The organism is Leucobacter sp. NPDC077196 (genome assembly GCF_040687075.1).
In the GTDB taxonomy this organism is placed as follows: Bacteria; Actinomycetota; Actinomycetes; order Actinomycetales; family Microbacteriaceae; genus Leucobacter.
The window spans coordinates 1-20,018 of the sequence record NZ_JBFBML010000025.1 but is presented as its reverse complement, the minus strand read 5'-3'; the positions used below and the strand labels follow the sequence as shown (position 1 = coordinate 20,018).

Here is a 20,018-nt window from a genome sequence, read left to right as displayed (position 1 = left end):
ACCGCGCCTTTAACGACGCAGATTCCTCCGAAAACGACACGGTGGTCGCAACCTCCCGAAACTCGGGGTGTTGCGACCACCGTTAGAACCCGCCCTCGATCGAGATGGCCTCGCCCGCGCATGGACCGAGGCGGGCATCGACTGGCAGAACAACTGGCGCTATCACGTGATCTGGTGGATCTGCCAGAACGGGCTCGCCACGTTCGGGCCCATCGGCCGGGCGGGTGAGCCGCTGCTCGTGCGTACGGAGAACTGGATCGAGCAGCCCCGTGCACTCTCAGGAGAGTCAGCGCTTCGAGAATTGGCGACGCGATATGCGCGAGCGCGCGGGCCGTTCCGTGTGAAGGACCTCGCGTGGTGGACGGGCCTCACCGTGACGGAGGCCCGCAGCGGAATCACCGCAGCGTTCGATTCAGGGGCGCTGGTCCAGACGCTCGCGCGCGACGCGGCTGGTGACCCCGTTCGGGGAGCCGCGGGCACACTCTGGGTCGATCCCGAACTGCTCGAATCCGCGGCCCGGGAAGCACCGTTGCCGGAGTGGCGGTTGCTCGCAGCATTCGATGAGCACCTGCTCGGCTACACCGACCGCTCGGCTCAGCTCGATCAGCAGCACTTCGATCGCATCGTTCCCGGCCGCAACGGCATGTTCCTCTCCACGGTGGTCAACCACGGAAGGGTTGCGGGCACGTGGAAGCGCCGCCGCACGAAAGCCGGAGGGCTCGAGATCGCGCCCTTCCCCGACACGGCGATTGATGCGGCGGCGCTCGAACCGCTCAATCGCACGTGGGCCGATTTTCACGGAGTGGACGCCGGGAGCATCACGATCACCGGGTAGTCCTCCGGGCGGGCCACGGGCTCCCCGTCGGTAGAATCAGTCCATGGAAATCGGCCTCATCGCAGTCGCCGCAGTGGTCGTGCTCGTCGGAACCTCGATTCTGGGCAGCAGAATCGGCGTTGCGGCACCCCTCTTGCTCGTCGTCGTCGGCATCGGCGCCGGGTACCTGCCGTTCATTCCGCCGGTCGAAATCGATCCCGAGATCATCCTCATCGGGGTGCTGCCTCCGCTGCTCTACTCAGCGGCAGTGAACGTGCCGCTCATCGACTTCCGCAGGAACCTGCGACCGGTCATCGGATTGTCGGTGCTGCTCGTCATCATCTCGGCGGTCGCGATCGGCTTCGCGCTCCACTGGCTGGTACCCGCCATTCCGCTCCCCGCCGCCGTGGCCCTGGGCGCGGTCATCAGCCCGACGGATGCCGTCGCCGCGACGTCCATCGGCAAGCGCCTCGGCATGCCCGAGCGACTGGTGTCGATTCTGGAGGGCGAAAGCCTCGTGAACGATGCAACCTCGCTCGTGCTTCTCAAGACCGCGCTTGCGGCCGTGGCCGGAAGTTTCGTGTTCTGGGATGCGGCGGGCTCATTCGCGTTCTCGGCGGCAGCCGCCATCGCCATCGGACTCATCATCGGCGTGATCACGGTGTGGGTGCGATCCAAGCTCCACAACCCGGTATACGACACGATCATCTCGTTCGTCGTTCCCTTCGTCGCATTCATGCCCGCGGAGGCGCTCGGAGCTTCGGGCGTGCTGGCCGTGGTGGTCACCGGCCTCTACACCGGCCATCACGCCGCGAAACGGTTCTCCGCGACCGCGCGCATGAACGAGCGCCTCAACTGGCGCACAGTGCAGTTCGGGCTTGAGAACGGCGTCTTCCTCGTCATGGGTCTGCAACTGCACACCCTGCTCGATGAAGTCAATGAGACGGAGCTGCAGCTCGAGCACATCGCGCTCGTAGCACTCGGCCTCGTCGCGATCCTCATTCTGCTTCGCGGGCTCTTCATGATTCCGCTCATCTGGACGATGCGCGGCGACAAGGGGCGCTATCAGCAGCGGAGCGACGGCTTCTCGCGCATCCTGACGCGCGCCAGGCGGGCCGACACCACCGAGCGCCGACTGCGCAAGCTCGAACTCCTCGAACAACGATCTCGCGCGGATCTCGCCCACGAGCAAGAGCAGCAGCTCGGCTGGCGAGACGGCGTGCTGCTGTCGTGGAGCGGGATGCGCGGCGTCGTCACCCTCGCGGCGGCCCAGTCAATCTCGACCGACGTGCCCTATCGCCCGCAGATCATTCTCATCGCCTTCGCCGTCGCCGTGGTGACCCTGTTGCTGCACGGCCTGACGCTGCCGTTGTTCATCGCAAAGCTCTGGCCCGAGGGCGCGAACGGCTCGCGCACCGCCGAGATGCAGTCACTCGGACGGGATCTTCTCGAAGCAGGGAACACGGCGCTCGCCGACGAGATCGAAATCGATGCGGACGGCGCGGACGGGAGGATCTTGCCAGACGACGACGTGGTGAGGCGGGTTCGCTCGACCGCGAGGAGCACCCTCGCCCCACTCACCTTCCCGCTCACCAGCACCGGCGCGGTGCAGGCCCAGGCCCAGGAGTCGCAGACCGCTTGCTACCGGCGACTCGCCCGCACGGTGCTCGACGCTCAGCGCGACGCCCTGCTCGAGGAGCGGGCAATCGGGCGGTACAGCTCGCAGGCGCTCCGAGCTGCCGAGCTTGCGCTCGACGCGCAGGAAACGAGAGTGACTCCCCCGTCGGCGCACTGAAGCGGGCGGCGTCTCAGCCCTGCATGCGCACCGGGTTCTGATGGTGACTGAACACGATGCTCGTGCGGGTCGACGAGATCGCCGGGTGCGCGGAGAGGTGCTCGACCACGAAGTCGCGCACGTGGTCGGAGTCGCGCACGGCGAGATGGATGATGAAGTCTTCGACGCCGCCCAGGAAGAACAGCTGCATCACCTCGGGCAGGCCGCGGAGCTCTTCGCCGAGTTCGGTGATGCGCTGGCGGGCGCCCGATCGCACGGTCACACTCACGAGCACTTCAAGGTCGAGGCCGATCGCACGGGGATCGACCGACGCGGTGAACCCCGTGATGATCTTGCGGGCCACGAGATTGCGCACGCGCGCGATGCAGGTCGATGCGGCCACACCGACGCGCTCGGCCAGCTCTGCATTGGTGATGCGGCCGTTCGCCTGCAGCTCTTCGACGATCTTGCGATCCACGTCGTCGAGTTCTGCCGCCTCGCGCAGAATCTTCGAACTCTCGACCATTCCCCACTCACCCTCGCTCATATCCTGGTTACTTCTGCAGAGAATTCCGCAGAGTATTCAGAGCAACTGCAACTCTAACGAATATACTGCACACTGTAGTGGTTCGACCGCAATGGATCGCGCCGTTCGCGGCGGCTCCGCGAGTCGGCATCGCACCAGTACACCGCAGATTCCATTGGAGCATCTCATGCGCGTCGGTATTCCCACCGAAATCAAGAACAACGAGAACCGCGTCGCGATCACGCAGGCCGGCGTCGTCGAGCTCACCCGCCGCGGGCACGAGGTGCTCGTGCAGGCCGGAGCCGGCATCGGATCGGCCATCACCGACGACGAGTACGCCGCCGCCGGCGCCCAGATCGTCGAAGGCGCTGAGGATGTGTGGGCAAAGTCCGACATGATCCTCAAGGTCAAGGAGCCCATCGCCGCAGAGTACGACAAGCTGCGCAAGGGTCAGGTGCTCTTCACGTACCTGCACCTCGCCGCCGACAAGACGCTGACCGAGAAGGTGCTCGAGTCGGGCACCACGGCCATCGCGTACGAGACCGTTCAGGCGGGCCGCGCTCTGCCCCTGCTCGCTCCGATGTCTGAGGTCGCCGGTCGGCTCTCGGCTCAGGTCGGCGCCTACTCCCTGATGAAGGCCAACGGCGGGCGCGGAGTGCTGCTCGGTGGCGTGACCGCGACACGACGCGGCAAGGTCGTCGTCATCGGCGGCGGCGCTGCCGGCGAGCAGGCCGCTCGCATCGCGTTCGGAATGGGCGCCGAAGTGACGATCATCGACATCTCGATCCCCCGCCTCAAGCAGCTCGAAGACGAGTTCGGTGGTCGCATCCAGACCCGCACCTCGAACGCGCACAACATCACCGAATCGCTCAAGGACGCCGATCTCGTCATCGGCTCCGTGCTGATCCCGGGCGAGAAGGCGCCGAAGCTCGTCACCGACGAGATGGTCGCGCAGATGAAGCCGGGCTCCGTGCTCGTCGACATCGCCATCGACCAGGGAGGCTGCTTCGAGAACTCGCGCCCCACGACGCACGACGATCCCACCTTCCCGGTGCACAACTCGATCTACTACTGCGTGGCGAACATGCCGGGCGCCGTGCCCGAAACCTCGACCGCTGCGCTCACCAATGCCACGCTCCCCTACGTCGTCGCACTCGCCGACAAGGGCTGGGTCGCGGCGCTCCAGTCGGACGAGTCGCTCGCCAAGGGCCTCAACGCCCACGACGGCGTGTTGACCTTCAAGGGCGTCGCTGACGCGTTCCCGGAGCTCGCGTACTCGAGCATCGACGAGGTGCTGGCTGCCAACGTCTAAGGTTCACGGTGGCTGTCGCGGCTTCACGGTGCTGAACGGCTCCGCGAAGCGCGTACCCTGGAACTCATGGATTTGAAGTTCTCATTCGGAGGGGCGTCTCCCGATCATCATCACGATGACGGGGGCGCCCCTTCAGGCATTCCGCTCCCCTTCACGACCGTGGCGCCCGGCTCCACCAGCGGCGAACTCGTGGCGTCGGTGCGCTGCGATGGGGCGCTCGTTGTCGGGGAGGTCGTGACCGGCGATGGCGTCACCTATGCGCGCGCCGAGGTACCGCTGCGCGACGAGCACCCCGACGCTGTGGCTCTCGGCAAGGCCGTGCGCTCGGCGCTCGCCCGCGCCGTTGCGACGCTCGAGGGCCCGCTCGCCGAATCGGTGCGCACGGTCGTACTCGCGCTCGGCGGCGACTCGCGAGCTGTCGTGCAGTCGCTCGGGATCGCGGATCTCGACGCGCCCGCCGTCGACGAGGCCCTGCAGCGCCGCATCGGAATCGCCGCAGGCACTCCGATCCGCATCGACGGGTAGGGCTCCGCCCTGCTGGGAGCGGGCTAGGGTTCCGCCCTCCTGGGAGCGGGGTCACTTTTCGTGGGTGTCGGTGGAGCAACACGCACGAAGAGTGACCCCGCTCGCAGATCCGGGCATACGGCCCGGTGCTGCCGGCAACCGCTCTAGCGTTAGCCCTGGAATCGGATGATGCGGTCGAGCGCCTCAGCTACGGCGGCTTCTCCGGCCGCGTAGGAGAGGCGCACAGCTCGCGACCCGTCTACGGGGTCGAAGTCGACGCCCGGTACGACCGCGACGTCGGCGTCCGCAAGCAGGCGCCGTGCGTAGTCGACCGAGTCCGTGAAGCGGTCCAGCTGCGGCCCGAGCTCGGAGTAGTAGTAGAACGCGCCGTCCGAGGGCGCGGCCACGCCCCAGCCGAGCGAGCTTTCAGCGTCGAGAATCAGCTGGCGTGCCCGGGCGAACCCCGCCACAATGGCGTCTCGCTCGGCATACGTCTCGGGCGAGAAGGCGGAGAGCGCGAGTTCCTGCGCCGGGGCCGGCGGTGAGAGGGCGAAGTTCGAGGCGAGTGCTTCAAAGGGGCCGACGAGCGCATCCGGAAGGATCGCCCACCCGAGACGCCACCCCGTCATGCCCCAGTACTTCGAGAACGAGTTGACGACGATCGCCTCGGCATCGAGCTCGCGAACGGTTACGCCGCGATGGTCCGCCCTGTCGCCCGCGAATGTGATGCCGTGATAGATCTCGTCGCTCACGAGACGCACGCCGCGCAGTGAGCACCAGGCGACCAGTGCCGTAAGCGCCGCGCGGTCGAGCATGGTGCCTGTCGGATTGGCGGGGGACGCGATCACGAGCCCCGCGAGGTCGCCGTGCTCCGCGACTGCCGCGTCGAGCAGCGCGGGTGTCGGCTGGTAGCGACTCTCCGGCCCGGTGGGAATCTCGACGACATGCACGCCGAGCGCGGTGAGAATGTTGCGGTACGCCGGATACCCCGGGCTCGCGAGGGCGACCCGGTCTCCGGGGTCGAAGGCCGCGAGGAAGGCGAGTTGGAAGGCTCCCGATGAACCGGTGGTGATTGCGACGGTCGCGGGATCGACCTCGACGTCGTACCACTCCCGGTAGTGCCCGGCGACGGCTTCGCGGAGTGGCGCGGTGCCGAGGGGGCCCGTGTACCCCGCGGGCTTCAGCGTGCCCGGAACGGCTCGCGCGCTCGGTTCACCGGCACAGAGCGAAACGACATCGTGGCCGCCCGCTCGGCGTCGTGCGATTTCGTCGGTGATCCGCATGACTTCGAACGCGGGAATGCTTGACCTGCGCGAGACCCCGGGTTGCACCGCGACGGGCCGCGGTGCTGTCTGCTCTCCGGCTTCGGATCCTGACCGCGGCGGCAACGGCGTGGACGGCGGCGTCTTGAGGGGTCCTCCAGGATTCACCATGACTCCACGTTAGCGGGGTGGGCTCGTTCCACAAGGCGCAGATAGCCGGAGAGCGCAGCGACGCCCTCGGCGCTCGTCGGCAGGCCATCGCCGAGCCGGTCGGAGGAGATCAGGTGGGCCGCCCACTGCGCACGACTGATGGCCACGTTCAGCCGATTTCTCATCAGCAGGAACTCGAGGCCGCGCGGTACATCGGCGGCGCTCGACGCGGCGAGCGTCACGATGGCAATCACCGCCTCCTGGCCCTGGAACTTATCGACGGTGCCGACCCGGACCTCGCCGAAGCCTGCACGGTGCAGCTCGCGCGAGACGCACTCGACCTGTGCGTTGTACGGCGCGACCACGATCAGATCGGCCGGAGTCAATGCTCGATCGACGTCGCCGACGGTGCGCAGCGTTCCCTGCAGCGAGCGACGAACGACTTCGACGACCCGTTGCGCCTCCGCTTCGGAGTGCGTCGAATTGCCGCTGTGCTGCACCGCGTGCCAGTGCAGACCGGGTGCGCCCGCGCCGATCACCTCGCGCTCCGAAGCGCTCGGATGCGCGTGCAAGCGCCCCTCGTATGCCAGCTCGGAGACCACCGTCGCGAGCTCGGGTCTCATGCGCCTGGTCTCTGCGAGGAAGTAGCCGAGGTGCTCGGGGATCGTCTCGTGCTCGCCGAGCAGCCACCCCAGCGCCGAGGTGTCAACCGGCTCGGGGTGCGACCCTTGCGAGACCTGGGGCAGCTGCTGCGGGTCTCCGAGCAGCAGCACGCGGCGAGCGGCGACCGAAGCGGCGATCGTCGGGGCCAGCGAGAACTGGCCGGCCTCGTCGACGACGAGCAGGTCGAGCTCATGCCGCGCCACTCGTTCAGCGTTGCTGAAGTCCCATGCCGTGCCTCCGATGACAGCGCCGCGCTCGGCGCGTCGATGCCCCACGAGAAATGAGGCCTGCCCACCGCTGCGCAGCACCGTGTAGGGCGCTGCGGCGACATCTGCGGGGTCCGCCCCTCGCTGGGCGGCCTTCCCGACCAAGGCCGGGGCCAGTCCGGCTCGCACGACGCCCGTGAGTACGTTCTCGACGACCCGATGCGACTGGGCGACGACGCCGATGGTCCACTGATGTCGCTCGACCAACTGCCGGATGACGCGGGCGGCGAGATAGGTCTTTCCCGTTCCCGGCGGACCCTGCACGGCGAGCGCTGATCGATCGAGCTGCAGCAGGGAGGCGATGACGGCTCCGATTCGGCGCGCGTCGACATCGCCACCCGCTGCCTCGAGCGCCTGCCCGGAGCCGGGCGAGACGAGCTCCGATCCCCCGCTGAGACGCGGCGGTACTCTGCGGAGCAGGTCGACCGCCGGATCGGCGGGAAACGATCCGCGATCCAGCGACCGGGCGAGAACGGCACCCCACTCTTCGATCGCGCTCTTCTGGGCGCCAGCACGCGGCGGCGGCCCGGGCGTCAGCGCCACCGGGAGGACTGCATAGTGCTCGACCTTCCCCGGCAGGGTCTCCTGCACCGTCGCGCCGTCGTCGCGAGCTTCGAGGATGCTCACCTGCCTCGCGCCGCGGGAGCCCGGCGCTGCGCCGTACTGCGGGAAGGGCGATGGGTGCGCGTACAGGGCGAACGCGTCGCCGTTCTCCCGAAAACGCGATCCAGGGGCGGCTTCCCCGGCGAGGCGCATGTGCCGCCGCTCGGCGCGAGCTCGCGGCGGCACATGCCAGTCCGCCTCGACACGGCTCGAACTCGGATCCACGACGAGCACGTCGCGCGTATCCGCCCAGTCTTCGATGGGATCGACCATTCGGGCGAAGTGGGCCCACCAGAACGATTTCTGCTCGCGCTCGTGATAGTCGATGGCACTCGCTGCGAGGGCGGCTGCGGCTCGGTCGGCCGGCCGATCGTGCTCGGCGAACGCAGTGGCGTGTTCGGCGAGTTCGGCGCCGATGCGGCTCAGTTCGAGATGCGGCCCGCTCTCGGACAACGCAGGCTCAGGAACATACGGCGCGACGCCGTGCTCCTCGGCGAGCCGCAGCAGCCAGTCGCGCAGCCGCAGCGTCGAGACGCAGTCGTAACGGTTGTAGTCGCCGATCGCGTCCATACGCCGCTGGCCCTCGGAGCGGATCGCCGGGTCTTCGGAGCTGAGTTGAGCGCTCGCCTCGGCGTACTCGGTCACCGACTGCGCGCCGCTCGTCACGCCCGCTTCGTCGCGCAGTTCGTCGCCCATGTAGAGCGGTTCGAGCTTTTTGATCGAGTACGATCGCGTGCCGACGCGAAGTGCCGCGCGCACGATCGGATACAGGTCGACGAGCACGTGCTCGCGGAGCAGCGCGTCGACCTCCGCTTCTCCAACGCCGTGGCGGGCGGCGATGGAGGCGAGGTGCGTGCGCTCGTACGCGGCGTAATGGTAGATCTTCATGCCGGGGTACCGCTGCCTGCGCTCAGCTACGCGTGCGAGGAACTCTTCGAGGGAGCGTCGCTCTGCCATGAGATCGTGCGCCCAGATGGCGGTGAAACGTTCGTCAGCGTCGACCATTCCGAAGAGATAGTCGATGCCCCAGTGCGCGGTGTCGTCGGGTCCGGGAGCTCGAAACAACGGGTCGCCCTCGAAATCGAAGAAGAGGTCGCCGGGGTTCGGCTCGGGGATCGCCGCGAGCGCGCCCGACTGCGTGACGAGAAACGGCGGCGCGGATCCTTCGCCGGCAGCCAGTGCCCGCACCTGCAGCTGCGCCTGCTCCGCGAGCCGGAGCAGCACGGGACCAGCGACGCCCGGCACCTGCACGGTCTCGGAGCGCACCGCATCGAGTGTCTCCGCGACGCGGTCGACGGTGTCGAGCCCCGCGGCGACGAGCGCGTCTCGTTGCGTGGAGCGGATGCCGGCGATGAGCAGCGGGTCGCGGGTGCGCTCCACTTCGGGGGTGCAGACCTCGCATCGCCCGCAGGCGACGATGCCCGACGCGCCCCAGGCGATCGGCTCGGCGTGCGAGCGATCGCCGTCTCGGCCAGCTGCGCTGAACCGTGCGGTGAGCAGGGCGTGCATGCGAGCCCGACGTGCGCGAAACACCGGCGCGATGTCGGAGATGCGGTGACGCGATTCGGCGCCGTCTCCCAAGATGAGCACCGCCGTATCAGCCACCGGCACGCCGATGCGCTCGAGCTGCTCGGCGTAGGCCGCGAGCTGCATGAGCGCCGTCACTTTGGCTCGGCGCGCGAGCTTCGTGTCTTGCACCTCGTACCGGCCGTCGGGAAGTCGGCGCAGGAAGTCGGCGAACCCGACGAACCCGATCTCGGGCCCATCACCGTGCGCCGCGCGCTGCTCCGGGTCGAAGAACGTCGCCTGGAAGACAACCTCGGCGCCACCCACGAGCGCCTGCACCGTCTCGTATGCGACCGCTCCGAGGTGGCTCGCCGTCATCGATTCGGGTCGCGGCACTGAGACCACTCCCCCGGCAGAGCCGCCGACACCCGCGCCGAGCCGGTCGATGTAGCTCGCCAGCACGCGCTCTTCGTGCGCATCGCCGAGCCGCGCAGCGCGCTGCAGCATCGGATCGTCATCGGGCGGCACCACCACATCGCGACCGAGTTTCGCATCGAGCCGACGCAGAAAGGCGAACTCGCAGTGGCTCGCCGCGGTGAGGTCACTCGCACTGGTGACGACGCGGTGCCCGGCACCGCCCGGCCGATCCTGCACGAACATACTCGATCCCTTCGTCGACGCCGCGATCGATGCTGGCTCGATGGCCTGCGCGGCGGCTGCCCCCGACGCTACCGCCTGCGTCCGACATCGAGTGCCGCGCAGCGCTGCGCTGCCGCACAACGCCGGCTACAGGCGCGCGAGCGCCTCGATATCCTTGAGAAAGGCCTCCTGCTGCTCGGCCGAGACGGTGGCGCGCGTCACGGAGAGCGCGGCGGTGTAATCGTCGGTCGAGAGATGCGTCGACGAACTCGCGGACGCATCCGAAACAGCCGCGTCCTCACCGCCCCTGAGCACTCGCGCGAGCGCGTCCTGCGATGCGCGCCTCGCAGCGTACTCGATATCGGCCGGGGTGAGCCCGTCGCTCACCCGAACGAGCTGAGCGAAGTCGATCGACGGGGAGACGCTCGTCGGAACGTAGCGGCGCCAGATCGCCTCTCGCGCCTCGGCGTCGGGCAGGCCGATGGGCAGCACGTAGTCGAACCGGCCGTGCCTGAGAAACGCGGCGTCGAGCGCGCGAACGAAGTTCGTCGCGCACACCAGCAGCATGCCCTCGCGATCGCGGAAATCAGCCACGACCTTGAGCAACTCATTGGTCACGCCCTGCGTCGGCGTGGGCGGGTCGCTGCGCTGGGATGCGATCTCCTCGACCTCGTCGATGAACACGACGCCGTGCTCCAGCTCGGCGATCTGCTCGAAGACGGCCCGGAGTGAGGAGGCCATACTCGTGACGCCGTCCCCGAGACGCGACGGGAAGACCTCGATGAACGGCCAGTCGAGCCGCGATGCCACGGCCTTCGCGAACGTTGTCTTGCCGGTACCAGGCGGCCCGAACAGCATCACCGCGTGCGGCGGCACCACACCGTATCGGTCGGCGAGATCGGGCTGTGCGAGCGGCGCCACGAGGCGTTCCTCGAGCAGCTGCTTCTCGTGCCGCATCCCGGCGACCTGCTCCCACAGGTGGCGGGGCAGGATCCGACCGCCCAGATCCTTCAACAACTCGAGCTCGCGTCGCTGCACGGGCATCTGCCGCTCCAAGTAGCGCAGGTTGTGCTGCAACTGGAATCCGTTCGAGGTGAGCAGGTCGATACGACTGCTCTCCGGCGTCAGCACCGAAAGCGTGCCGAGCCCGAGCGGCGCCATCTTCCGTTCGAGCGCGTCGAGCAGCGCACCAGAGGTGTTGTCGCTGCGCGCGTCTTCGTCGACCCCGAAGAACACGATCCAGCCCTGCGCGTGGGCCGCCCGACCGACCGCGGCCGCCACCACGTGATCGTCGCGGACCGCGACCACCGCATGGTCTTCGCGGCATGAGGCGGTGACCTCTGCGAGCGAGTACACCGGCTGCTCCGACGTGGAGTGCGCCTCCCACCACAAGCGGACGACCGCATCGAGGTCGTCGTCGTGGAATTCGCGTATCGTGATCCGTCCCATGGCCACATGCTGGCAGAATAAGCGCCGCCACCGACACTCCTCCGGTCACAAAACGCACGAAAGATCGGCGGAAATTTCGCGGCGGAGAAAACGCCGTTGCTGCGCAGCTCTCAGCCGGACCCGCTAAGCTGGTCGTTGCGAGTCGGCCGAGCCGGCTCGTGCGTCGCTGATTCTCAGCAGGCGGCGGTCGAGACCTCGACCCGCCAGACCTCGGACTCTCTGCGGCGAACGGATGCGCAACCGCGCACTCGCCGACTTAGCCGCGACGCCGCGCGTTACGCCTGCCAGAGCCATGCGCTCGAGGTACGACGACGGCTCGCGCTTGTGCATGAAAGGTCCCCGTGACCGAACAGACCACCACCCCAACGCCTTCCTTCCTGGATCTCGGGGTTCCCGCACCCATTGCAGACGCCCTCGCCAAGAACGGCAAGGACGCACCCTTCCCGATCCAGCGCGACACGCTTCCCGACACGCTCGCCGGGCGCGACGTGCTCGGCCGCGGCCGCACCGGCTCGGGCAAGACGATCGCATTCGGCATCCCCCTGGTGGCGAACCTCGCCGAGGATGCGGCCAAGAAGCGCCGCCCGAGTCGCCCGCGCGCGATCGTGCTCGCCCCGACCCGCGAGCTCGTCACCCAGATCGCCGAGACGCTGAAGATGCTCGCCGACCCGATGGGCGTCAAGGTCACGACCATCTTCGGCGGCGTGCCGCAGCGCCGCCAGGAAGTCGCCCTCGAAGGCGGCATCGACATCGTCGTCGCCGCACCGGGTCGCCTCGACGACCTCATGAAGCAGCGTCTCGTCGATCTCAGCTCGGTTGAGATCACGGTGCTCGACGAGGCCGACCACATGGCCGACATGGGCTTCCTGCCCGTCGTCACGCGCATTCTGAACGCGACGCCGAAGCAGGGACAGCGTCTCCTCTTCAGCGCGACCCTCGACAACGGCGTGGACAACGTGGTGAAGAAGTACCTCCACGACCCGATCCGGCACTCCGTCGATTCCGCCGAGTCACCGGTTCCGCAGCTCACGCACCACGTCTTCGAGGTCGCGGGCAAGGATCAGAAGGATGCGCTCATCGAAGCGCTGGCGTCGGGCACCGCTCGCCGCATCTTCTTCACCCGGATGAAGCATCAGGCCAAGAAGCTCGCGAAGCAGCTCACCACCGCCGGCATCCCCGCGGTCGAACTGCAGGGAAACCTGTCGCAGAACGCGCGCGACCGCAACCTCGCCGAGTTCGTGAGCGGCGAAGCCCGGGTTCTCGTGGCGACCGACGTCGCAGCGCGCGGCGTGCACGTCGACGGCGTCGATCTCGTCGTGCACATCGACCCGCCCGTCGAGCACAAGGCGTACCTGCACCGCTCGGGTCGTACGGCCCGCGCAGGCAACGAGGGCGATGTCGTCACGCTGGTGCTGCCGGAGCAGCGCGGCGAGATGCGTCAGATCATGCGCGCGGCGAAGATTCGCGTCACTCCCCGCACCGTGAACCCGAATGCGGCCAACATCGATCCCGAGGTGCTCTCGCTCATCGGCGAGATCGCGCCCCGCGTCGACCCCCGCGAGACCGAGCGCAAGCGCGCAGCGGCGCAGACGGCTCAGCAGCGCGCCGCCGGTCACAACCCGGCCGGCGAAGGATCGAGCACGGGTGCGAACGCGAAGCGCAAGCGCTCGCGCGGCGGCCGCGGTCGCAGTGCAGGATCGGCGGGCGCCGCTCAGGGTCAGTCGGGCGACGGCCAGCAGCGCCGGTCTTCGGGCCAGGGCGCTGGCGGCCAGGGCGGCGGCGGTCAGCGCCGCGGTGGCCAGGCCAGCCAGGGTGGACAAGGCCAGCAGGGTGAGCGCGGGCAGTCGCGCGGCCAGGGCGCAGGCGCAGGATCCGACGGCGGGCGCCGCCGTTCGGGTCGCCGCGCGCAGAGCTCGGGTGGCACCGTCTACTCGACGAGCAGCACCAGCCGCTGAGCCCTCAGGCACCTGATGCGGCAATGCCGGGTTGAGCAGTCCATGTGACGCTCTGCCCGGCATTTCTGCTGTCTCCGAGAGGCGTCGGCCGGATCCGCTCCTGTTCGGTTGATGCGAAGGGACGAGCTGTTCGCCACCTCGGATTCGCGCGCTCTTCACGCGATCGACGCGTGAATCAGTGGCTTGATCGCTCGAATATCGTCGATACCACGCGTATACTCGTCTGATGGGCTTGTATCGTGATCTGGGGGGCAACCCCGGCGTTTTCCGCGTTCTCGGATCGCAGCTCATGGCGCGCTTTCCGTTCGGGATGCTGTCGATCATCGTGCTGCTCCATATTCAGCTCGCCTATGGCGATTACACATCGGCCGGCATCGTGCTCGCTTCGCAGAGCGTCGGCCAGGCGGTATCTGGTCCGCTGAGCAGCCGCCTCATGGGCAAGTTGGGCATGCGGCCTGTGCTGACCGTCACGTCGATCGCGTGCTCGGTGCTGCTCGTGGTGATCGCTATCGTGCATCTTCCGCTGCCGATCGTCACCGGCATCGCATTGCTGGTGGGACTCACCACGCCGCCGATCACCCCGGCGGTGCGCACCATGTATCCGAAGCTCGTACCCGGCAAGCAGCTGCAGGCCCTCTTCTCGCTCGACGCCGCGGCGCAAGAGATCATCTGGGTCATCGGCCCCGTCGTCGCCGTCTTCGTCACCTCGCAGTTCAGCACCGCGGCCGGTCTGTGCGTCGCCGCAGCCTTCATGCTGCTCGGGGGTGCGTGGTTCATCTCGAGCCCCGCGCTCGGGCAGGTGAAGCTGCTGCCGTCGAAGCGCAGCCTCGGCGCCGTGCTGCGCCACCCGACGGTTGTCATCGGCACCATCATCAGCTTCTTCTTCGTCGCGTCGTTCGCGGCCATCGAGGCGGGGATCGTCGCAGCCTTCGTCGGCCCCAACGGCGGCCACGGCAGCATCGAATCGGGCATCGTGCTCGCGGTCTTCGCCGGGGGCTCACTCGTCGGCGGTCTGCTCATCGGTCACCGCGAGATGCGTCCCTGGTCTCCGGCGCTCCGCATTCTGCTCGTGCTCGCGGGCACCGCCGCTTGCCTGTTCAGCCTGAACATCTGGTGGCTCTGCGCCGTGCTCTTCATCGGCGGGCTCGGCACTGCACCGACCTTCGCGGCGGTGTCGAACATCGTCAGCGCGACCGTTCGCTTCTCGGAGACCGCCGAAGCGTACGGCTGGATCGGCACCGGCACCCTTGTCGGCGTCGCCACGGGATCGGCATTCGCAGGCGTCGCGATCGACATCGCAGGCGCGCAGGGCGCGATCGCCGTATCGGCCGGTTTGCTCGCGGTGTGCGCGATCATCGCCGTCGCCACCCTGCGCTGGATGCCCGATCTCAAGGGTCGCTCGATCGAGCCCCCGCCCGAGACCGGAACGCTCGCCATCCCGCTCCCCTAACCTCGGGAGAGGCTCCGCGCGCGAGAGGCTCCGCGCGCGACTACGAAGCCGTCGACGCCGGCGCCTCGGGAGCCAGCTCCGTGAAGTCTAGCTTCCGGTTCAGGATGCGCTCAGCAGCGCGACGCCCGGAGTAGAGCGCGGCGGTGACGGTGGCGGGATCCTCCGTCCACGTGGCCTCGCCGGCCAGATGCAGCACGCCGGGCGAGCCCGCGGCACCGCCGATCGGGGTCGCGAGCACGTCGTGATCTTCGGTACGCGATCCAACGGTCATAAATGCGTACGAGCCGCGCGCGAACGGATCGTCGCGCCAACGCGAGATCCGCACGGTTTCGGGGTCTGTCACGGCGACCCCGTAGATCTCGCGGAGCGCAGCGAGCACGGAGGCGGTGATGTCGTCATCGCTCCACTCTCGCGTCGCCTCTGCGCTCGGCCCTGCGGCAAAGGTGAGCAGGGTCGGTACCCCGTGCAGCTCGGTGAGGTCGTACCAGGAATGCCACCACAGCGCCGCGGGTCCCTGTCGCCGGATGGCGTACACCCCCTCGTCCCAGAACCGCTCGGGAAACCGGAGTATCACCTTTTCGAAGTCGTTCATCTCAAAGCCGGCGAGCGCCGTCGCCACCGGCTCCGGCAGCAGCGGCTCGAACACGAAGTCGTCAGACTTGAGCACGCCCACGGGAACGGTCACCACGGCGCGATCGGCGGTGAACACGCCACCGTCCGTTGCGACGGTCACCCCATCGTTCGACCACGCGACACGATGCACCACCTGATTCAGCCGGATATCGAGTTCCTCGGCGAGGCCGCGGGCGAGCGCATCGTAGCCGCCCGGGAACACCACCTCGTCGCCGTCGACCTGATCGTCGTCGAGTCCGTGCGCGTCGAGGCGTTCGGCAGCGACGCCGTACTGCTCCTCGGAGCGGTGTCGCAGAAACTCGCGCACCCGTGCGGCCCGCTCGGCGTCCCACTCGAGGTCGGCGAGCGTGCGATCAATGGCGTCGGCGTACGAGGATCCCTCGGGTGCCGCCGCGACCTTCTCGGCGAGCTCGACGTCTGCACGGCGAACATCATCGGCGAACCGCGCTGCCGCATCGGCATCAAGGCGCGACCCGTCCGGCGCGTACGAGGCGATCGGCCGCCCGTCAGGCTGATAGCTGCCGACCGTGAACTCGATCGCGTGCATGTCGAAGGCTCGAGTGAGGCTGTACAGCGCATTGTCGTCGATCCCATGGATCCAGGAAGCGCCGATATCCGTGATCACGCCGTCTGCGTGCTCGCTGTAGGTGCGCCCGCCGACGCGGTCCCGCGCTTCGAGCACGACCACTCGGTGTCCGTTTCGGGCGAGAAATCTCGCCGTTGTCAGGCCTGATACTCCGGCTCCGACGACCACCGTATCGAATCGCTCCATCGTGACCTCCCGCGGCCCGCCCGGAGGCTCCGGTCGCCCCACCCCTGCGCGCCAATCTCAGCGTAGCCGAGAGCCGCTGCCGAGTGGGCGGGTTCGTCGACCGGGAGTGCTGCGGAAAGCGCGTCGAGCTTCGCGCACAGCTCCCGCTCCCGCTGCACGTGCACGGCGCGGCGTCGGAGCCACGGTGCGAGCAGACGAGTCACCGCCGGCATCATGATGAGGCACATGATCGGCGCCACGACGGTCACGACGATGGCGGATCGTGCGGGCAGCGACACGCCGCCCCACCACGGCAGCATCGTGATGACCCACGATGTCGCGACGTTGACCGGGTACATGCCGATCCAGATCGACAGGACCTTCTTCCACTGCAGCCGCTCACCCATGGTCTTATTCCACGCCATGCGCGTTACGGCGCTGTCACGAGCTTCGCGCAGCTTCGTGACAGCGCCGTAACGGTTTCCGCTCTACTCGTCGGGAACGAGGATCGGAGTCTCGCGGTTCAGGCTCTCGCGACGGAAGTACGGTTTCGCTGCCGGACGCAGCGACCAGATGCCCAGCAGCACGAACCCGAGCAGGATCGCCCCGACTCCGATCACGAACGCACCTCCGATGCCGAAGATGACGGTGTAGCTGTAGTCGACGCTGATCATGTCGATGCACGACTGCACGAACGCATAGGCCAGCATCAGCCCGCCTAGGATCGGCAGAATCCCGCGCATCCACAGGTTGCGCGCGCTGTCGCGAAGCGTGTCGCGGAAGTACCAGGCGCACGCGAAGGAGGTGATGGCGTAGTACAGCGCAACTGCAAGCCCCATCGAGGTGAGCGAGTCGGCGAGCATGTCTTCGGAGAGGATCGACATGCCGACGTAGTACACGATTGCAGCAGCGCCCATGACCGTGGTCGAGAACCACGGGGTCTTGAACTTGGGGTGCAGCTCGGCGAACTTCGCCGGCAGCGCACGGTACACCGCCATCGACAGGGTGCCGCGGGCGGTCGGCAGAATGGTCGTCTGAGTCGACGATGCGGCCGAAAGCATGACGCCGAGCAGCAAGAACCAGCCCCACGGCCCGAAGAGCGCACCGCCGAGCACGGTGAAGACGTCGTCGAGGTTGGTCTCGTTCGTGAGGCCGAAGCCGGTGTCGCCGAACCCGGCGAACATCATGACGGCGACCGAGATGCCGACGTAGAGCACGATGAGCACGACGATGGTCGAGATCGCGGCCCGACCCGGGGTCTTGCGCGGGTTCTTCGTCTCCTCGTTCAGCGCGAGGCAGGTGTCCCAGCCCCAGTAGATGAAGAGCGCGAGCAGCACCGCCTCCATGAACCCCGACCACGAAGTGAGCTCGCCCGGATTGAACCACTGCCAATCGAAGGCGACGGATCCGGCGTTGCTGCCGTCGAGCGAGTGCACCAGGGCGAGCACGCCGAAGAGCAGCATGGCGACGATCTGGATGGTCATGAGCACCATCTGCAGCTTCTCGCCGATCTGGACGCCGATGGTGCTGATGAAGGTCATGAGCGCCATGAAGACGACCGACGTCGCCACGACGATGACGCGGTTGTCGGCGAACTCCTCGTTGCCGAGCAGCAGCCAGAAATACTGCCCGGTGATCTCGCCGACGTTGGCCAGCACCATGACCGCGGAGACCGCGACGGCCCAGCCGCCGATCCAACCGGTGATCGGCCCGAACGCCTTGGCGCCCCAGACGAACGTCGTACCGCAGTCGGGCATCTCGCGATTGAGCTCCTGGTACGCGAACGCGGCGAAGACCATGGGAATGCAGGCCACGACGAACACCAGCGGCGCCTGCGCACCGACTGCGAGAATCACGTATCCGAGGGTCGCAGCCAGCGAGTAGAGCGGCGCGGTCGAAGCGAGACCGATGATCGTCGAACCGACGACACCGAGCGCGTTCTGGTTCAAGCCTTTGCCGACGTGGATGTGCCCGGTGTCGGTGGCATTGCTGAGCGTGTGTTTCGCCAAGGCGAATCCTCCTCTATGAGGTCGGGGGTGCGACAGCGATCATCCTATAGGTGGGGAGCAGGTCGCAGAGCCGTCGATCCGGATCGCAACACCCACGACCGACACAACGGATTCCGCAGCTGGTCCGCCGTTCGACCTCCGAAATCATCGGCCGATACCCGGGACATTCGCATGAATCGATCCCCCGAGGCGGTAGTGCTGCGCACTGCCCGTGTGGGAGACTGGGCGTGCACAACACCGACGATCACTAAGGAGTGAGTCACCTATGAGCACGTTCGCCGTCATCAATCCGGCTACGGGCGAGACAGTCGCCGAGTACCCCGACGCGACTACCGAGGAGATCGAAGCCTCGCTCGCGTCGGCGCAGGAGACGTACCAGAACTGGTCGCGCAAGACCACCGTCGCCGAGCGCGCGGCCCTTGCCAATCGCGCAGCGGAGCTGTTCGAGGAGCGCAAGGACGAGCTCGGCGCGATCATCAACCGCGAAATGGGCAAGCCCCTCGATCAGTCGATCGGCGAGGCAGAGTTCTCGGGCGCCATCAGCGCCGCGTTCGCCGCCAACGCCGAGAAGTGGCTCGCCGACGAGCAGCTCGAGGTCGAAGACGGCCTGAAGAGCTTCTTCCGTTTCCAGGGCACGGGCGTGATCCTCGGCATCATGCCGTGGAACTACCCCTACTACCAGGTCGCCCGCTTCGCGGTGCCGAACCTCATTCTCGGCAATACCGTCATTCTGAAGCACGCTGCGCAGTGCCCGGAGTCGGCACTCGCGCTCGAGCAGCTCTTCCTCGACGCCGGGTTCCCCAAGGGCGCCTACGTCAATGTCTTCGCGACGCACGACCAGATCGAAGACATCATCGCCGATGACCGCATTCAGGGCGTCTCGCTGACCGGCTCGGAGCGCGCGGGCGCGATCGTGGCCGAGCAGGCCGGGCGCGCGCTGAAGAAGTGCGTGCTCGAGTTGGGCGGCTCCGACGTCTTCCTGGTGCTCGACACCGACGATCTCGACCACGCGGTCGAGCACGCCGTGGGCGGGCGCATGGAGAACACCGGCCAGGCCTGCAACGGCTCCAAGCGCATCGTCGTCATCGATTCGCTCTTCGACGAGTTCGCAGAGAAGTACAAGGCCGCGATCGCCGGCCAGTCCTACGAGGCGGGCGACTTCGGCCCGCTCTCATCGGCGGGCGCGACGAAGACGCTCACCTCTCAGGTGCAGGGCGCGATCGAGCAGGGTGCAGAGGTGCTCGTCGGCGACAACACGCCCGATGGCAACCTGTACACCCCGTCGATCCTCACCAACATCACGCCGACGATGGACGTGTACAGCCAGGAGCTGTTCGGCCCGGTCGCGCAGCTGTACAAGGTGTCGAGCGACCAGGAGGCGATCGATCTCGCCAACTCCTCGCCGTACGGCCTCGGTTCCGTCATCATCTGCGATGATCTTGAGCGCGCCGAGCAGGTGGGCAACCAGCTCGACGTTGGCATGGTCTTCATCGGCGGCGCCGGCCTCGAGGGTGCGGATGTGCCCTTCGGTGGCGTGAAGAAGTCGGGTTACGGTCGCGAGCTCGGCAAGGTGGGTATGCTCGAGTTCGCGAATAAGAAGCTCTTCCGCTTCGCCGCGAAGTAAGTCGTACGTTCGAACTGAGGCCCCGGGATCCTGAGGCGGGTTCTAACGGTGGTCGCAACACCCCGAGTTTCGGGAGGTTGCGACCACCGTGTCGTTTTCGGAGGAATCTGCGTCGTTAAAGGCGCGGT

General features: G+C 67.6%; 14 protein-coding genes. 7 read left to right on the top strand and 7 right to left on the bottom strand.

Going from position 1 to position 20,018, the window contains the following annotated elements; all coding sequences use genetic code 11:
- The first annotated feature begins 70 nt into the window (after positions 1 to 70).
- Positions 71 to 835, top strand: a complete 765-nt coding sequence (locus AB0O71_RS14800) for a winged helix DNA-binding domain-containing protein (protein WP_363746531.1) — start codon at positions 71 to 73, stop codon at positions 833 to 835.
- A 43-nt stretch (positions 836 to 878) separates the two neighbouring features.
- On the top strand, positions 879 to 2,609 hold the full coding sequence (locus tag AB0O71_RS14795; protein ID WP_363746529.1) for a sodium:proton antiporter: 1,731 nt from the start codon (positions 879 to 881) through the stop codon (positions 2,607 to 2,609).
- Between the two features lie 13 nt (positions 2,610 to 2,622).
- Here AB0O71_RS14795 and AB0O71_RS14790 read toward each other — a convergent pair whose 3' ends face one another.
- On the bottom strand, positions 2,623 to 3,114 hold the full coding sequence (locus tag AB0O71_RS14790) for an Lrp/AsnC family transcriptional regulator (RefSeq protein WP_363746533.1): 492 nt from the start codon (positions 3,112 to 3,114) through the stop codon (positions 2,623 to 2,625).
- Between the two features lie 187 nt (positions 3,115 to 3,301).
- On the opposite strand from AB0O71_RS14790, the gene ald reads away from it, so the two are divergent.
- Together ald and AB0O71_RS14780 are read left to right on the top strand one after the other, a co-directional pair.
- Positions 3,302 to 4,426, top strand: coding sequence for an alanine dehydrogenase (ald, locus tag AB0O71_RS14785; RefSeq protein WP_363746527.1), 1,125 nt, complete (start codon positions 3,302 to 3,304; stop codon positions 4,424 to 4,426).
- A gap of 66 nt (positions 4,427 to 4,492) precedes the next feature.
- A complete protein-coding gene (locus AB0O71_RS14780) occupies positions 4,493 to 4,951 on the top strand; it encodes a hypothetical protein (protein WP_363746525.1) in 459 nt (152 codons plus the stop codon).
- Between the two features lie 149 nt (positions 4,952 to 5,100).
- Here AB0O71_RS14780 and AB0O71_RS14775 read toward each other — a convergent pair whose 3' ends face one another.
- From AB0O71_RS14775 to AB0O71_RS14765, 3 genes are all read right to left on the bottom strand, one after another.
- A complete protein-coding gene (locus tag AB0O71_RS14775) occupies positions 5,101 to 6,363 on the bottom strand; it encodes an aminotransferase class I/II-fold pyridoxal phosphate-dependent enzyme (protein ID WP_363746523.1) in 1,263 nt (420 codons plus the stop codon).
- Entirely contained in the window at positions 6,357 to 10,040 is a 3,684-nt protein-coding gene (locus AB0O71_RS14770; protein WP_363746521.1) for a TM0106 family RecB-like putative nuclease, read from the bottom strand. The genes AB0O71_RS14775 and AB0O71_RS14770 overlap by 7 nt, the downstream gene beginning before the upstream one ends.
- A gap of 126 nt (positions 10,041 to 10,166) precedes the next feature.
- Positions 10,167 to 11,468 carry an AAA family ATPase gene (locus AB0O71_RS14765; RefSeq protein WP_363746519.1) on the bottom strand — a complete coding sequence of 434 codons (1,302 nt, stop codon included), beginning with the start codon at positions 11,466 to 11,468 and terminating at the stop codon, positions 10,167 to 10,169.
- A gap of 341 nt (positions 11,469 to 11,809) precedes the next feature.
- Here AB0O71_RS14765 and AB0O71_RS14760 point away from each other — a divergent pair, with 341 nt between their 5' ends.
- On the top strand, positions 11,810 to 13,423 hold the full coding sequence (locus AB0O71_RS14760) for a DEAD/DEAH box helicase (RefSeq protein ID WP_363746517.1): 1,614 nt from the start codon (positions 11,810 to 11,812) through the stop codon (positions 13,421 to 13,423).
- Positions 13,424 to 13,649: 226 nt separating this feature from the next.
- Entirely contained in the window at positions 13,650 to 14,873 is a 1,224-nt protein-coding gene (locus tag AB0O71_RS14755; RefSeq protein ID WP_363746515.1) for an MFS transporter, read from the top strand.
- 40 nt (positions 14,874 to 14,913) lie between these two features.
- Here the strand turns inward: AB0O71_RS14755 and AB0O71_RS14750 are convergent, their stop codons facing one another.
- From AB0O71_RS14750 to AB0O71_RS14740, 3 genes are all read right to left on the bottom strand, one after another.
- Entirely contained in the window at positions 14,914 to 16,278 is a 1,365-nt protein-coding gene (locus AB0O71_RS14750) for an NAD(P)/FAD-dependent oxidoreductase (RefSeq protein WP_363746513.1), read from the bottom strand.
- Positions 16,230 to 16,664, bottom strand: a complete 435-nt coding sequence (locus tag AB0O71_RS14745; protein ID WP_363746511.1) for a hypothetical protein — start codon at positions 16,662 to 16,664, stop codon at positions 16,230 to 16,232. The genes AB0O71_RS14750 and AB0O71_RS14745 overlap by 49 nt, the downstream gene beginning before the upstream one ends.
- A gap of 81 nt (positions 16,665 to 16,745) precedes the next feature.
- The gene (locus AB0O71_RS14740; protein WP_363746509.1) at positions 16,746 to 18,266 is read right to left on the bottom strand and encodes an APC family permease; all 1,521 of its coding nucleotides are present in this window, start codon (positions 18,264 to 18,266) and stop codon (positions 16,746 to 16,748) included.
- 265 nt (positions 18,267 to 18,531) lie between these two features.
- Between AB0O71_RS14740 and AB0O71_RS14735 the strand changes: the two genes are divergently transcribed.
- Complete coding sequence (locus tag AB0O71_RS14735) at positions 18,532 to 19,890, top strand: NAD-dependent succinate-semialdehyde dehydrogenase (protein ID WP_363746507.1); 1,359 nt, start codon at positions 18,532 to 18,534, stop codon at positions 19,888 to 19,890.
- Positions 19,891 to 20,018 lie beyond the last annotated feature (128 nt).